Origin of the sequence: Klebsiella sp. 141240 (assembly GCF_050600805.1) — a bacterium.
Lineage (GTDB): Bacteria > Pseudomonadota > Gammaproteobacteria > Enterobacterales > Enterobacteriaceae > Klebsiella > Klebsiella aerogenes.
On sequence record NZ_JAQIRK010000006.1, the window covers coordinates 243,082 to 257,279 of the forward strand.

The 14,198-nt window shown below is 51.4% G+C and carries 15 protein-coding genes; 2 read left to right on the plus strand and 13 right to left on the minus strand.

Going from position 1 to position 14,198, the window contains the following annotated elements; genetic code table 11:
* The first annotated feature begins 219 nt into the window (after positions 1-219).
* Positions 220-1,473 (plus strand): TerD family protein, encoded by a 1,254-nt coding sequence (locus PGQ95_RS13990; RefSeq protein ID WP_430918442.1) that lies wholly within the window; start codon positions 220-222, stop codon positions 1,471-1,473.
* A 72-nt stretch (positions 1,474-1,545) separates the two neighbouring features.
* Here PGQ95_RS13990 and PGQ95_RS13995 read toward each other — a convergent pair whose 3' ends face one another.
* The 13 genes from PGQ95_RS13995 to asnC form a co-directional block, all read right to left on the minus strand.
* A complete protein-coding gene (locus PGQ95_RS13995) occupies positions 1,546-1,965 on the minus strand; it encodes a F0F1 ATP synthase subunit epsilon (protein WP_015703917.1) in 420 nt (139 codons plus the stop codon).
* 20 nt (positions 1,966-1,985) lie between these two features.
* Complete coding sequence (atpD, locus tag PGQ95_RS14000) at positions 1,986-3,368, minus strand: F0F1 ATP synthase subunit beta (protein ID WP_015369008.1); 1,383 nt, start codon at positions 3,366-3,368, stop codon at positions 1,986-1,988.
* Positions 3,369-3,394: 26 nt separating this feature from the next.
* Entirely contained in the window at positions 3,395-4,258 is an 864-nt protein-coding gene (atpG, locus tag PGQ95_RS14005; protein ID WP_015369007.1) for a F0F1 ATP synthase subunit gamma, read from the minus strand.
* 50 nt (positions 4,259-4,308) lie between these two features.
* Positions 4,309-5,850: a F0F1 ATP synthase subunit alpha gene (atpA, locus tag PGQ95_RS14010; RefSeq protein ID WP_015369006.1), complete on the minus strand. Its 1,542-nt coding sequence runs from the start codon at positions 5,848-5,850 to the stop codon at positions 4,309-4,311.
* A gap of 12 nt (positions 5,851-5,862) precedes the next feature.
* Positions 5,863-6,396: a F0F1 ATP synthase subunit delta gene (atpH, locus tag PGQ95_RS14015; protein WP_015369005.1), complete on the minus strand. Its 534-nt coding sequence runs from the start codon at positions 6,394-6,396 to the stop codon at positions 5,863-5,865.
* 14 nt (positions 6,397-6,410) lie between these two features.
* On the minus strand, positions 6,411-6,881 hold the full coding sequence (gene atpF, locus PGQ95_RS14020; protein WP_004107293.1) for a F0F1 ATP synthase subunit B: 471 nt from the start codon (positions 6,879-6,881) through the stop codon (positions 6,411-6,413).
* A 54-nt stretch (positions 6,882-6,935) separates the two neighbouring features.
* On the minus strand, positions 6,936-7,175 hold the full coding sequence (gene atpE, locus PGQ95_RS14025; RefSeq protein ID WP_000429386.1) for a F0F1 ATP synthase subunit C: 240 nt from the start codon (positions 7,173-7,175) through the stop codon (positions 6,936-6,938).
* 48 nt (positions 7,176-7,223) lie between these two features.
* Positions 7,224-8,039, minus strand: coding sequence for a F0F1 ATP synthase subunit A (atpB, locus tag PGQ95_RS14030; protein ID WP_015369004.1), 816 nt, complete (start codon positions 8,037-8,039; stop codon positions 7,224-7,226).
* An 8-nt stretch (positions 8,040-8,047) separates the two neighbouring features.
* Positions 8,048-8,428 carry a F0F1 ATP synthase subunit I gene (gene atpI / locus PGQ95_RS14035; RefSeq protein WP_015703918.1) on the minus strand — a complete coding sequence of 127 codons (381 nt, stop codon included), beginning with the start codon at positions 8,426-8,428 and terminating at the stop codon, positions 8,048-8,050.
* Between the two features lie 616 nt (positions 8,429-9,044).
* Positions 9,045-9,668: a 16S rRNA (guanine(527)-N(7))-methyltransferase RsmG gene (rsmG, locus tag PGQ95_RS14040; protein WP_087858861.1), complete on the minus strand. Its 624-nt coding sequence runs from the start codon at positions 9,666-9,668 to the stop codon at positions 9,045-9,047.
* 112 nt (positions 9,669-9,780) lie between these two features.
* Positions 9,781-11,670: a tRNA uridine-5-carboxymethylaminomethyl(34) synthesis enzyme MnmG gene (mnmG, locus tag PGQ95_RS14045; protein WP_015369000.1), complete on the minus strand. Its 1,890-nt coding sequence runs from the start codon at positions 11,668-11,670 to the stop codon at positions 9,781-9,783.
* Positions 11,671-12,053: 383 nt separating this feature from the next.
* A complete protein-coding gene (mioC, locus tag PGQ95_RS14050) occupies positions 12,054-12,494 on the minus strand; it encodes an FMN-binding protein MioC (protein WP_087858860.1) in 441 nt (146 codons plus the stop codon).
* Positions 12,495-12,592: 98 nt separating this feature from the next.
* The gene (gene asnC / locus PGQ95_RS14055; RefSeq protein WP_015368998.1) at positions 12,593-13,051 is read right to left on the minus strand and encodes a transcriptional regulator AsnC; all 459 of its coding nucleotides are present in this window, start codon (positions 13,049-13,051) and stop codon (positions 12,593-12,595) included.
* Between the two features lie 152 nt (positions 13,052-13,203).
* On the opposite strand from asnC, the gene asnA reads away from it, so the two are divergent.
* Positions 13,204-14,196 (plus strand): aspartate--ammonia ligase, encoded by a 993-nt coding sequence (gene asnA, locus PGQ95_RS14060; RefSeq protein WP_047044566.1) that lies wholly within the window; start codon positions 13,204-13,206, stop codon positions 14,194-14,196.
* The last annotated feature ends 2 nt before the right edge of the window (positions 14,197-14,198 follow it).

The following is a 14,198-nucleotide window of genomic DNA, read 5'->3' on the forward strand; positions in this document are numbered from 1 at the left end:
GGCCTTCGCACTTTTTATGCTACGACAGGAACCAGGAGGTCTCTCTATATTTAATTCTGATATTTAATTATCCCGGCTCGATTATTAAAAACAATAGATAAATATATTAAATAAATTCAGAAAACACATAACCCAGTTCAATAACAAAATCAAAAGCCAAGAAAAAATAAAAAGTGTAGACTCCAAAAATCATGCCACAATAATTAAGGACAATTAACCATGCATAAATACCTCACACCTGGCGAAAACTCGTCTTTAAACGCGCCAACTGGATTGGTCACCGTTTCCCATCGGACTGGCAATGGGCTGGATATCAACCTTACCGCTTTTCTACTGACTGCATCAGGAAAGACGGAGGATGATAGCGGCATGGTGTTTTTTAACGCTCAAAAGCATAGCTCCGGTTGTGCTATGTTTATACAACCTGAACAACAAAATAATGTGATATCCCATAGCATTCATTTTGATTTATCAAAGCTACCAGCTGGCATCACGAAAATAGCCATCACATTGACTCAAGACGGAAGTGCTGGGGGATTTTCTACTGTTAACGATCTGCAGGCACAAATAAAAGCGGGTGAACAAATACTGGAACTAGCTCCCGGTTCATTTAATCAGGAGACCGGGATTATCGTGCTGGAATTATATGTGCATAATGGTCAATTCAAAGCCCGATCCGTATGGCAGGGATTTTCCTCCGGCCTGGCCGGGCTTTGTAATATGTATGGTGTCGAGGTAGAAAGTGAACCGGCGCCAGCAACAGCGGACGTACAAAAACCTAGTATAAACAATGCGATAGTTTCGCTCAAAAAACCAGAAGATAAACACCGTGTTTCGCTTATAAAGGGAAGCGATGCCCCCCAAAAAATTACGATTAGCGCCACATGGGTAGATAACGGCGATGGTCGTGATAATGATGACCTGGATTTACGAGTAGGAATTCTGTGGCCTGATGGAAATATGTCCCTCATTCAGGCGCCGGATAAATCAGGTGCGTTTAATAAAAAACCCTGGGTTTACCATACGGGTGACGTTGTTAGCGCAAGTCTTTCTGCGCCTGGCGTTGAAAAGGTAGAAATTAACCCTGAAATTTCCCGACTGGCGGGTGGGAAAATTGCGCTGGTATGTAGTGTCTATTCCGCCGTCAGTAACGGTGTGGTAGCCGTAGCGTCATTAAAACCGAAAATGCGCATGGAGTATGGGGACAAGATTGTAGAATGCTCTTTTGATTTCACTAAAAAGAAAGGTTTCTTCAGTAACTGTATTTATACCTACGTTATTGGCCTGATTGAAATAGATCAGGATGCTATCGAATTATATCCATCAGGTATGACATCTAAACCGATGAGTGAATCTACTCCATGGTTAACCCGCCGACAAGACAACAGCCTGGAAATCACGATGAATGGCCCTGCCGTATTTAAAGGCAGACCTAACAAACGTAGCGGAAGCAAACAATATATCGGATTCTAAACTCAGGACGGGTCATAAACATAAAAAAAAGCCAGTCTGTTGCCAGACTGGCTTTTAGCTTTCAAGCCGGTGTTACATCGCTTTTTTGGTCAATTCGATAACGCGCAGTTTAGCGATCGCTTTGGCCAGTTCCGCGGACGCCTGAGCGTAATCCACGTCGCCGTGAGAGCTCTTGATGTGCTCTTCCGCTTTACGTTTCGCTTCCAGGGCTCGCGCTTCGTCGAGGTCCTGACCGCGAATTGCCGTATCGGCCAGAACGATCACGTTGCCCGGTTGCACTTCAAGAATGCCGCCGGACAGATAGATAAACTCTTCGTGACCGAATTGTTTAACGATGCGAATCATACCAGGCTTAATGGCGGTGAGCAGCGGGGCGTGACCCGGGAAAATACCCAGTTCACCTTCGCTACCCGTTACCTGGATTTTCTCGACCAGGCCAGAGAACATTTGTTTCTCTGCGCTGACGACATCCAGGTGGTAAGTCATTGCCATATCACCCTCCGATTAAGGCGTTAAAGTTTTTTGGCTTTTTCCACGGCTTCTTCGATGGAACCGACCATGTAGAACGCCTGCTCCGGCAGGTGATCGTATTCGCCTTCCATGATGCCTTTAAAGCCACGGATGGTGTCTTTCAGCGAAACGTATTTGCCCGGGGAACCGGTAAATACTTCTGCTACGAAGAACGGCTGGGACAGGAAGCGCTGGATCTTACGAGCGCGAGCTACCACCAGTTTATCTTCTTCAGACAGTTCATCCATACCCAGGATGGCGATGATGTCTTTCAGTTCCTGATAACGCTGCAGCAGGGACTGTACGCCACGCGCGGTGTCGTAGTGTTCCTGACCAACAACCAGCGGATCCAGCTGACGGCTGGTGGAATCCAGCGGGTCAACGGCCGGGTAGATACCCAGAGACGCGATCTGACGGCTCAGTACCACGGTTGCGTCAAGGTGCGCAAAGGTGGTTGCTGGGGACGGGTCAGTCAAGTCATCCGCAGGAACGTATACCGCCTGAACGGAGGTGATAGAACCGGTTTTGGTGGAGGTGATACGTTCCTGCAGAACGCCCATCTCTTCCGCCAGAGTCGGCTGATAACCTACCGCTGAAGGCATACGGCCCAGCAGTGCAGATACTTCGGTACCGGCCAGGGTGTAACGATAGATGTTATCGACGAACAGCAGAACGTCACGACCTTCGTCACGGAATTTCTCAGCCATGGTCAGGCCGGTCAGCGCAACGCGCAGACGGTTTCCCGGCGGCTCGTTCATCTGGCCGTAAACCAGGGATACTTTATCCAGAACGTTGGAGTCGGTCATTTCGTGGTAGAAGTCGTTACCCTCACGAGTACGCTCACCTACGCCCGCAAACACGGAGTAACCGGAGTGCTCGATCGCGATGTTACGGATCAGCTCCATCATGTTTACGGTTTTACCTACACCCGCACCACCGAACAGACCAACTTTACCGCCCTTAGCGAACGGACACATCAGGTCGATAACTTTGATACCGGTTTCCAGCAGTTCCTGAGAGCTGGACAGCTCTTCATAGGAAGGCGCCGCGCGGTGGATAGCCCAACGTTCTTCTTCGCCGATATCGCCTTTCATGTCGATCGGCTGACCCAGGACGTTCATGATACGGCCCAGAGTCGCTTTACCTACCGGGACTTCGATCGGGTGCTCGAGGTCTTTAACTTCCAGACCACGACGCAGACCGTCGGAAGAACCCATGGCGATAGCACGAACTACGCCACCGCCGAGCTGCTGCTGAACTTCCAGCACCAGGCTCTCATTACCATTCTGTACCTCAAGGGCATCGTACACGCGTGGTACGGCATCCTGAGGGAACTCGACGTCGACCACGGCGCCGATTACCTGGACAATCTTTCCAGTAGCCATCTTAAATCCTCTACGAAATAACCTGGTTAAACCGCGGCGGCCCCCGAGACGATCTCGGTGAGTTCCTGAGTAATGCTGGCCTGACGAGCTTTGTTGTATACCAACTGCAGCTCTTTAATCAGGCTGCCGCCATTATCGGTCGCGGCTTTCATCGCCACCATACGGGCGGCCTGCTCGCTGGCCAGGTTTTCTACCACGCCCTGATAAACCTGAGATTCCACATAACGACGCAGGAGGGTATCCAGCAGCGCTTTCGGATCGGGCTCATACAGGTAATCCCAGGACTTACGTTTCAGATCATCATCTTCTGAAGCCGGTAACGGCAGCAGTTGAGTGATAGTCGGAGCCTGAGACATGGTGTTAATAAATTTGTTGCTGACAACGTAAAGCTTGTCCAGACGGCCTTCATCGTAGGCCTGCAACATCACTTTTACCGGGCCGATCAGTTCGGACAGGGACGGGTTATCACCCATACCGGTCACCTGGGCCACAATATTGCCGCCCACGGAGTTAAAGAAAGACACGCCTTTAGAGCCGATCATTGCGAGGTCGCACTGAACGCCTTTATCGGACCATGCTTTCATATCCGCCAGCAGTTTTTTGAACAGGTTAATGTTCAAGCCACCGCACAGACCACGGTCGGTCGACACCACCAGGTAGCCCACGCGTTTAACGTCGCGTTCTTCCAGGTACGGGTGCTTATATTCCAGATTACCGTTCGCAAGGTGACCAATCACTTTGCGCATAGTATCTGCATATGGACGGCTGGCCGCCATGCGATCCTGCGTTTTACGCATTTTGGAGGCGGCGACCATCTCCATCGCTTTGGTGATCTTTTGCGTGTTCTGGACGCTTGCGATCTTACTACGTATCTCTTTTGCGCCGGCCATGAGCTTCTCCTCAATGCCTTGCGGCCTGCCCTAAGGCAAGCCGCCAGACTTTACCAGGACTGGGTTGCTTTGAAGGAGTCGAGGATGCCTTTCAGCTTGCCTTCGATCTCGTCGTTATAGCCACCGGTCTGGTTAATCTCTTGCATCAGCGGAGCGTGGTCACGGTCAACGTAAGCCAGCAGAGCGGCTTCGAAACTACCGATTTTCGCCAGTTCCACATCTTCGAGGTAACCGCGTTCAGCAGCGAACAGTACCAGGCCCTGCTGTGCTACAGACATAGGTGCATACTGTTTCTGTTTCAGCAGTTCGGTCACTTTCTGACCGTGGCTCAGCTGCTTACGAGTCGCTTCGTCCAGATCGGATGCGAACTGAGAGAACGCAGCCAGTTCACGATACTGCGCCAGCGCGGTACGGATACCACCGGACAGTTTCTTGATGATCTTGGTCTGAGCAGCACCACCAACACGGGATACGGAGATACCCGGGTTAACCGCCGGACGAATACCGGAGTTGAACAGGTTGGTTTCCAGGAAGATCTGACCATCGGTAATGGAAATTACGTTGGTCGGAACGAATGCGGAAACGTCACCAGCTTGCGTCTCGATAATCGGCAGCGCAGTCAGGGAGCCGGTTTTACCTTTAACTTCACCATTGGTGAACTTCTCAACGTATTCCGCGTTAACGCGGGATGCGCGCTCCAGCAGACGGGAGTGGAGGTAGAACACGTCGCCCGGGAATGCTTCACGTCCTGGCGGACGACGGAGCAGCAGGGAAACCTGACGGTAAGCAACAGCCTGTTTAGACAGGTCATCGTAAACGATCAGCGCATCTTCACCGCGGTCGCGGAAGTATTCGCCCATTGCGCAACCGGCATACGGCGCCAGGTATTGCAGTGCAGCAGATTCAGAAGCGGTAGCCACAACAACGATAGTGTTGGACAGCGCGCCGTGCTCTTCCAGTTTACGCACCACGTTAGAGATGGTGGACGCTTTCTGGCCGATAGCTACGTATACGCATTTGATGCCGGAATCACGCTGGTTGATGATCGCATCGATTGCCATCGCGGTTTTACCGGTCTGACGGTCACCGATGATCAGCTCACGCTGGCCACGGCCGATTGGAATCATGGCATCAACAGATTTGTAACCGGTCTGTACCGGCTGGTCTACGGATTGACGATCGATAACGCCCGGAGCGATAACTTCAATTGGCGAGAAACCATCGTGCTCAACAGGACCTTTACCGTCAATTGGCGCACCCAGGGTGTTCACCACGCGGCCTAACAGACCACGACCGACCGGAACTTCCAGAATACGGCCAGTACACTTAACCTTCATGCCTTCGGCGAGGTCAGCATACGGACCCATCACAACCGCACCAACGGAGTCGCGCTCCAGGTTCAGTGCGATAGCGTAACGGTTACCCGGCAGGGAGATCATTTCACCCTGCATACAATCGGCCAGGCCGTGGATGCGGATAACACCGTCACTTACAGAAACAATAGTACCTTCGTTGTGAGCTTCACTCACAACATTGAACTGAGCAATGCGCTGCTTGATCAGTTCGCTGATTTCGGTGGAATTCAGTTGCATGCTCCAGTCCCCTTAAGACTGCAAGACGTCTGCCAGGCGATCAAGACGGCCGCGTACGCTACCATCAATGACCATATCACCCGAACGGATGATAACTCCTGCCATAACAGACTTATCGATTTTGCAATTCAGCTTAACTTTGCGTGACAGACGCTTTTCCATCGCGCCGGAGATCTTCGCAAGCTGTTCTTCACTCAGTTGGTTGGCAGAAATAACATCTACCTCTGCGATGGCCTCGCTGGCCGCACGCAGGTGAATGAACTGCTCAAGAACATCCGGGAGCACCTTCAAACGACCATTTTCAGCCATCACCCGAATCAGGTTCTGACCATTTTCGTCGAGTTGCTCGCCGCAGATAGCGATAAACGCATCTGAGAGCGTTTCCGGCGCCAGGGCACCGGAGAGAAGCTCTGCCATTTGTTCGTTTTTAGTCACTTCAGCGGCAAACGCCAGCATATCCTGCCAGCGCTCAACACTTTTGTGTTCGACGGCAAAGTCAAAAGCTGCTTTGGCGTAGGGGCGAGCTACCGTTACAAATTCAGACATCAGCCCCTCCCTCCTTACAGTTCAGCGACAAGTTTATCCACGATGTCGCTGTTAGCAGCTTCATCCACGGAACGTTCGATGATCTTCTCGGCGCCAGCAACAGCCAGGATAGCAACCTGCTTACGCAGTTCTTCGCGAGCACGTTTACGTTCGGCATCGATTTCAGCCTGCGCCTGTGCGACGATTTTGGTGCGTTCCTGTTCTGCTTCAGCTTTAGCTTCGTCCAGAATCTGAGAGCGACGCTTGTTCGCTTGCTCGATGATTACCTGGGCTTCCGCTTTCGCTTTTTTCAGCTGGTCGGTCGCGTTGGCCTGTGCAAGGTCCAAATCTTTCTTAGCGCGTTCTGCAGAAGCTAAACCGTCAGAAATTTCTTTCTGGCGCTTTTCGATGGCAGCCATTAACGGCGGCCATACGTACTTCATGCAGAACCATACGAAGATAACAAACGCGATGGCCTGGCCGAGGATTGTTGCGTTCATGTTCACAGCACAATACCTCTTAAATTAACTCTGTGGCTTAGGTTTCTTTCGAACAACTTACTACGCGACAGCAAACATCACGTACAGACCCAGACCTACAGCGATCATCGGGATAGCATCCACCAGACCCATAACGATAAAGAACTGAGTACGCAGCAGAGGAATCAGATCCGGTTGACGCGCTGCGCCTTCCAGGAATTTACCCCCGAGGATGCCGATACCGATCGCAGCACCGATTGCCGCCAGACCCATCATCACAGCGGCAGCCATGTACAGCAGATCCATATTCAGGTTTTCCATGACAGTCTCCAGTTTGTTTCAGTTAAAACGTAGTAGTGTTGGTAAAAATCAATGCTCTTCGGATGCCATCGACAGATAGACAATCGTCAGAACCATGAAGATGAAGGCTTGCAGCGTAATAATCAGGATGTGGAAAATGGCCCAAGGCACATTCAGAATCCACTGTGACCACCACGGCAACAGACCAGCAATCAGAATGAAAATCAGCTCACCGGCATACATGTTGCCGAACAGTCGCAAACCGAGAGAAACCGGTTTGGACAGCAGGCTTACCCCTTCAAGGATTAAGTTGACAGGAATGAACGCCCAGTGATTGAACGGCTGCATGGTCAGTTCTTTAACGAACCCACCAACGCCTTTCATTTTGATGCTGTAGAAAATAATCAGGATGAACACGCCAAGCGCCATCGACAGGGTGATGTTCACGTCAGCAGACGGAACCACGCGCAGTGCAGGCAGGCCGAAAATGTGTTCGCCGATATAAGGAATCAGGTCGATTGGCAGCAGGTCCATCAGGTTCATCAGGAATACCCAGACGAACACGGTAAGCGCCAGCGGCGCGATGACCTTGCTCTTGCCATGGTACATGTCTTTGACGCTGCCATGGACGAAGCCGATGATCATTTCGATGAAGGTTTGGAATTTCCCTGGTACGCCGCTGGTCGCTCTCTTAGCAACGCTACGGAACATGGCAAGGAACAGCAGACCGAGAACCACCGAGAAAAACATGGAGTCAATATTGAGCGTCCAGAAGGTGGCTGGGGGGTTGTGCGGATCCACCAGCGAGAATGTACGTAGGTCCAACTGAAGGTTGTTCAGATGGTGTCCTATGTAATCCTGCGGCGTCATATTTTCTGAAGCCATGATGCCTTTTACCCTTTGTTGTTAATTACAGCTGGAGCCAGAATTTGTACCACCAGCACCAAAACCCACGTCACTATCAGCGGCAAAAATACCACTTCAAAAACCGCCAGCGCCATCGCCAGTAGGGCGAAGGTCAGCAACACCTTGAATGCTTCACCGAAGGCGAAGGTCCAGGCCACTCGGCCTTGTGCTGGTGTATGCGCCTGATGGCGCCAGGCAAAAATCATAAACAACGCGTTTGGCAAAACGACTGCCAAACCTCCGCATATGGCGGAGATGCCCCAGAAGGGGTCTTTGAGGCTGAACAGCAGTCCACTTGCTATTACTGCCAGTAACTGAATAAACAGAAGCTTTCGAGCAACGTTTCGACTCACGAGCGACATAGACATCACGTTTTTACTCCTGCTCCCTTCGAGGTATGCCGCGTGTCGTATAAAACGTTCTTTAAGACCAAGAGTCAAGCGTCAAAAAGCGGACAAATTATACGGTGACAACACGTGATTTCAAACATTAAGTAGCAAAATAGTGAATAAATGTTTAATTATTTTCTGAGCGGCAATTTTTCATGCATTTCGTCAATCAGTGAGGGATCAACCAGAAGTGCAAATAATGAGAAAACGCGGCCATTAAAGCGTGCATTAGATCACATAATAAACATTTTCGGTGCAATCGAATTAAATCTGTACAGAATCAGTATGTTTTCATCTTTTTGATATTCAAGATAAAAAGTGAGGTCTTTTTGTAAAACAACCCCACATACAATAAAAACCTTTTATTGACATTTATAATAAAAATTTAACATCAATATGAACTGACAGTTCATCGATTTTTAGCACCCTGATATTTTCAAAGTTGACTATTCTGCCAGTAAACCACCACGCTAAAGTTAAACGCTAGAAAAGCCATAGTAAAAACAAGGTTAAAAGTGGCCAGATAATACCCGCAGGTAACTTTGATTTTTGTAACATGCGCAGGCCACATTTTTTCCACATTTTTTGATAAAAATTATAAGGCGTTTGGCTTAATGACCACCAAATGTCTCTCCCCTTCCAGCTGGGGTACATGGAGTTTAATCACGTCGCAAACCTGATAACCTTCTGGCAGGTCTGCCATTTCACTTTCCTGCGCCTGCCCTTTCAACGCGTAGAAATGCCCATCAGCCGCCGGCAGGTGGTGGCACCAGCTCACCATGTCGTTCAGCGAGGCAAAAGCGCGGCTAATGACGCCATCAAACGGCGGCTCTGCGGGAAACGCTTCCACACGGCTCTGCACAGGCGCGATGTTATCGAGTTTTAGCTCATGCTGGACCTGGCGCAGGAAGCGCACACGCTTGCCGAGACTATCCAGTAATGTGAAATGAGATTCCGGGCGCACGATAGCCAGCGGAATCCCCGGCAGGCCAGGACCTGTTCCCACATCGATAAAACGTGAGCCCTGTAGATACGGCGCAACGATAATGCTATCGAGGATATGGCGAACCAGCATCTCGTTAGGATCGCGAACAGAGGTCAGGTTATAGGCTTTGTTCCACTTATCCAGCAGCCCGACATAAGCCACCAGCTGATTTTTCTGGTGATCGGTGAGCGAAATACCCGCTTCGTCCAGCAGACGAGAAAGTTTGTTGAGCACGGTGAGTACCTTCTAAAAATAATGAGCCCGGAGGCGCTAACGCTACCGGGCTGTGAATTATAAAGGCGATCGCTGATTTTGCATCCGCCAAATTTGCGCGCTCTGACGGCTATCAGGCGCTGCGGCGCAGCATCCCCTGCTTTTTCAGCCACACCAGCAAAATAGAGATTGCCGCCGGAGTAATTCCGGAAATACGCGATGCCTGGCCGATCGATGACGGTTTATGGTCGTTCAGCTTGGCAATAACCTCGTTGGACAGGCCGGATACCTGACGGTAATCGAGCGTTGCCGGCAGCAAAGTATTCTCGTTGCGCTGCTGTTTTTCGATCTCGTCCTGCTGACGAGCGATATAGCCTTCGTACTTAACCTGAATCTCAACCTGCTCGGCCGCCTGCTGATCCTGCAGGCCCGGTGCGAACGGAGAAAGCTGTACCAGCTGTTCGTAGGTCATTTCTGGACGACGCAGCAGATCTTCGCCGCTGGCTTCACGCGATAGCGGCGCGGTCAGGTGAGCGTTCACTTCGGCTGCGCTTTCCGCCAGCGGGTTAACCCAGCTGGTTTTCAGGCGTTGGCGTTCACGCTCAATGCTTTCCAGTTTCTCGTTGAAACGCGCCCAGCGCTCATCGTCCACCAGCCCCAGCTCACGCCCCTGTTCAGTCAGGCGCAGATCGGCGTTGTCTTCACGCAGCATCAGGCGATATTCCGCACGGGAGGTAAACATGCGGTACGGTTCTTTGGTGCCAAGTGTGCACAGATCGTCCACCAGCACGCCAAGGTAGGCCTGATCGCGACGCGGCGCCCAGCCTTCTTTTTCCGCTGAGAAGCGGGCGGCATTAAGACCGGCAAGCAAACCCTGTGCGGCGGCTTCTTCATAACCGGTAGTGCCGTTGATCTGGCCGGCGAAGAACAGACCCTGAATGTATTTGCTCTCCAGCGTCGGCTTCAGGTCACGCGGGTCAAAGAAATCGTACTCAATGGCATAGCCAGGGCGAACGATCTTCGCGTTTTCCATCCCCTGCATTGAGCGGACGATTTGCATCTGCACATCAAACGGCAGGCTGGTGGAGATACCGTTTGGATAAATTTCGTTTGAAGTCAGCCCTTCCGGTTCAAGGAAGATCTGATGCTGATTGCGATCGGCAAAGCGCATGACTTTGTCTTCGATCGACGGGCAGTAACGCGGGCCGATACCTTCAATCACCCCAGCGTACATTGGGCTGCGATCGAGGTTACTACGGATCACGTCATGGGTTTTCTCATTGGTGTGCGTGATATAGCACGGCACCTGACGCGGGTGTTGATCCGCGGATCCCATAAACGAGAAGACCGGCATCGGGTTATCGCCGTGCTGTTGCGCCAGCACGCTAAAATCGATGGTGCGCGCGTCGATACGTGGGGGAGTACCGGTTTTCAGGCGGCTTACGCGCAGCGGCAGTTCACGCAGACGGCGAGACAGCGGGATCGACGGCGGATCGCCGGCACGACCGCCGCTGTAGTTGTCCAGGCCGATGTGAATTTTGCCGTCCAGGAAGGTGCCGACGGTCAATACCACCGACTTAGCACGGAACTTGAGACCCATTTGGGTTACCGCACCAACGACGCGATCGTTTTCGACTATCAGATCTTCCACCGCCTGTTGGAAGATCATCAGGTTCGGCTGGTTCTCCAGCGCGGTGCGTACCGCCTGGCGATACAACACCCGGTCGGCCTGGGCGCGTGTCGCACGGACTGCTGGGCCTTTGCTGCCGTTTAGTATCCTAAACTGAATGCCTGCCTGATCGATCGCTTTCGCCATCAGACCACCGAGCGCATCCACTTCTTTTACCAGGTGTCCCTTCCCAATGCCGCCAATCGCCGGGTTGCAGCTCATCTGCCCCAGCGTGTCGATATTGTGTGTCAAAAGCAGGGTTTGTTGGCCCATTCGTGCTGCTGCCATCGCGGCCTCAGTGCCTGCATGACCCCCGCCAATGATGATGACGTCAAAAGGATCCTGATAAAACATGGTGATCTGCCTCGCATAACGCGGTTTGAAAATGGATTGAAGCCCGGGCCGTGGATTCTACTCAACTTTGCTCTTTCGAGAAAGACTCCGGGATCCTGAGTATTAAAAAGAAGATCTTTTATTTAGAGATCTGTTCTATTGTGATCTCTTATTAGGATCGACTCTCTTTGTGGATAAGTCGGATCCACGATTTAAGATCAAACGCTTAAGAAGGATCACAATCTGTGAATGATCGGTGATCCTGTTCCGTATAAGCTGGGATCAGAATGAAGGGTTATGCACAGCTCAAAAAGCATACTTCGGTTATTCTTTGGATAACTACCGGTTGATCCAAGCTTTTGAGCAGGTTTATCCACAGAAGAAAGTGTGGATCTTTACAAAACTCAGAGTAAATCTTTCCAGGATCCCACCCAAACCTCGGCCGGATCTTCAGGAATCTCGTGTTCGAGGACATTAATTTTCAGCGTTTCGCCGATCTGTTTTGCCCCGCTGGCTTTCAATGCCGCTTCTAATTTGTCGATTGCGCCGCAAAAAGTGTCATATTCGCGGCTACCGATGCCCACCGCGCCAAAGCGAACGGCGGAAAGATCGGCCTGCTTCTCCAGCAATGCTTCATAGAAGGGGACCAGGTTGTCCGGAATATCGCCGGCGCCGTGGGTAGAAGAGATAACTAACCAGATCCCTTCAGCCTGCAGATCGTCAATCAGCGGACCGTGCTGGATATCAGTGCTGTAGCCAGCTTCTTCCAGCTTTTCCGCCAGATGTTCTGCTACATATTCCGCACTGCCCAGGGTGCTGCCGCTGATAAGTGTAATGTCTGCCATGATCGCCGATCGCTCGCTCAACTATTCTGAGTGGCGTATTGTACGCTGTGAGCGAGCTGGGATCTACCTGTGGAAAAATGTGGGATTAAAAAAAGCGATCAGGGCTTGATGGTACGCATGATCGGGTTCTGCAGCACGATCAGGGTTTCAGTGGACTGAATTTCATCGATTGTTTGGATCTTGTTGATAAGTACCTGTTGTAGGGCATCGATGGATTTGCACATTACCTTAATAAAGATGCTGTAGTGGCCGGTGGTGTAGTAAGCCTCTGTCACCTCTTCCAGGCTCTCCAGCCGGGCGAGAGCGGAAGGATAGTCTTTGGCGCTCTTAAGAATAATGCCGATGAAACAGCCGACGTCATAACCGAGCTGTTTCGGGCTGACGTCGATTCTTGCCCCCGTAATAATGCCCGCCTGTTTCATTTTCTCTACGCGTACATGAATCGTACCTGGGCTAACGCCGAACTGTTTGGCCAGTTCGGCGTAGGCAGTGCGCGCATTCGCCATTAAGGCATCAAGAATGCCGCGGTCCAGATTGTCGATCTGATAATTTTCCATTGTTTTTTCTTATGATGTTTGATGATTCTTACTATTTTAGCCTGTTAATTTAATGAATCAAAACTCAAGGTGTCTTTTTATTGATTGATTATTGAATTTAGTGCCATTTCTGTTGCTTAATCAATATCAACAGGACGCAGGAGTGATAAAAAATGAAAACCGCATACATCGCAAAACAACGCCAGATTAGTTTCGTTAAATCCCATTTTTCCCGTCAGCTGGAAGAGAAGCTTGGCCTGATTGAAGTGCAGGCGCCGATCTTAAGCCGCGTCGGTGATGGGACGCAGGACAACTTATCCGGCTGCGAGAAAGCGGTTCAGGTAAAAGTGAAAACACTGCCAGACGCCCAATTCGAAGTGGTTCATTCACTGGCGAAGTGGAAGCGTCAAACCCTGGGACAACACGACTTCAGCGCGGGCGAAGGGCTGTACACGCACATGAAGGCCCTTCGCCCCGATGAAGACCGCCTCACCCCAATTCACTCCGTTTATGTTGACCAGTGGGACTGGGAACGCGTCATGGGCGACGGCGAACGTCATACCGGCACGCTGAAAGCGACGGTTGAGGCGATCTACGCCGGGATCAAAGCCACCGAGCTGGCGGTAAGTCAGGAATTTGGTCTGACGCCATTCCTGCCGGAACAGATCCACTTTATTCACAGTCAGGAACTGTTGAGCCGTTATCCGGATCTGGACGCCAAAGGTCGCGAGCGAGCGATCGCTAAAGAGCTTGGCGCCGTCTTCTTAATCGGTATCGGCGGTAAACTGTCTGACGGCAAGCGCCACGATGTTCGCGCGCCGGATTATGATGACTGGAGCTCGCCATCAGCGGAAGGTTTTGCCGGGCTGAACGGCGATATCCTGGTGTGGAACCCGGTGCTGGAAGACGCTTTTGAGCTTTCCTCTATGGGGATCCGTGTTGACGCCGAGGCGCTGAAGCGCCAGTTGGCGGTGACCGGCGATGAAGACCGTCTGCAACTTGAATGGCACCAGGCGCTGCTGCGCGGCGAAATGCCGCAGACCATTGGCGGCGGTATTGGCCAGTCGCGTTTAACCATGCTGTTGCTACAGCTTGACCATATCGGCCAGGTACAGTGCGGCGTATGGCCCGCGCAGGTGCGTGAAAGCGTCGCCGCTCTGCTGTAAAG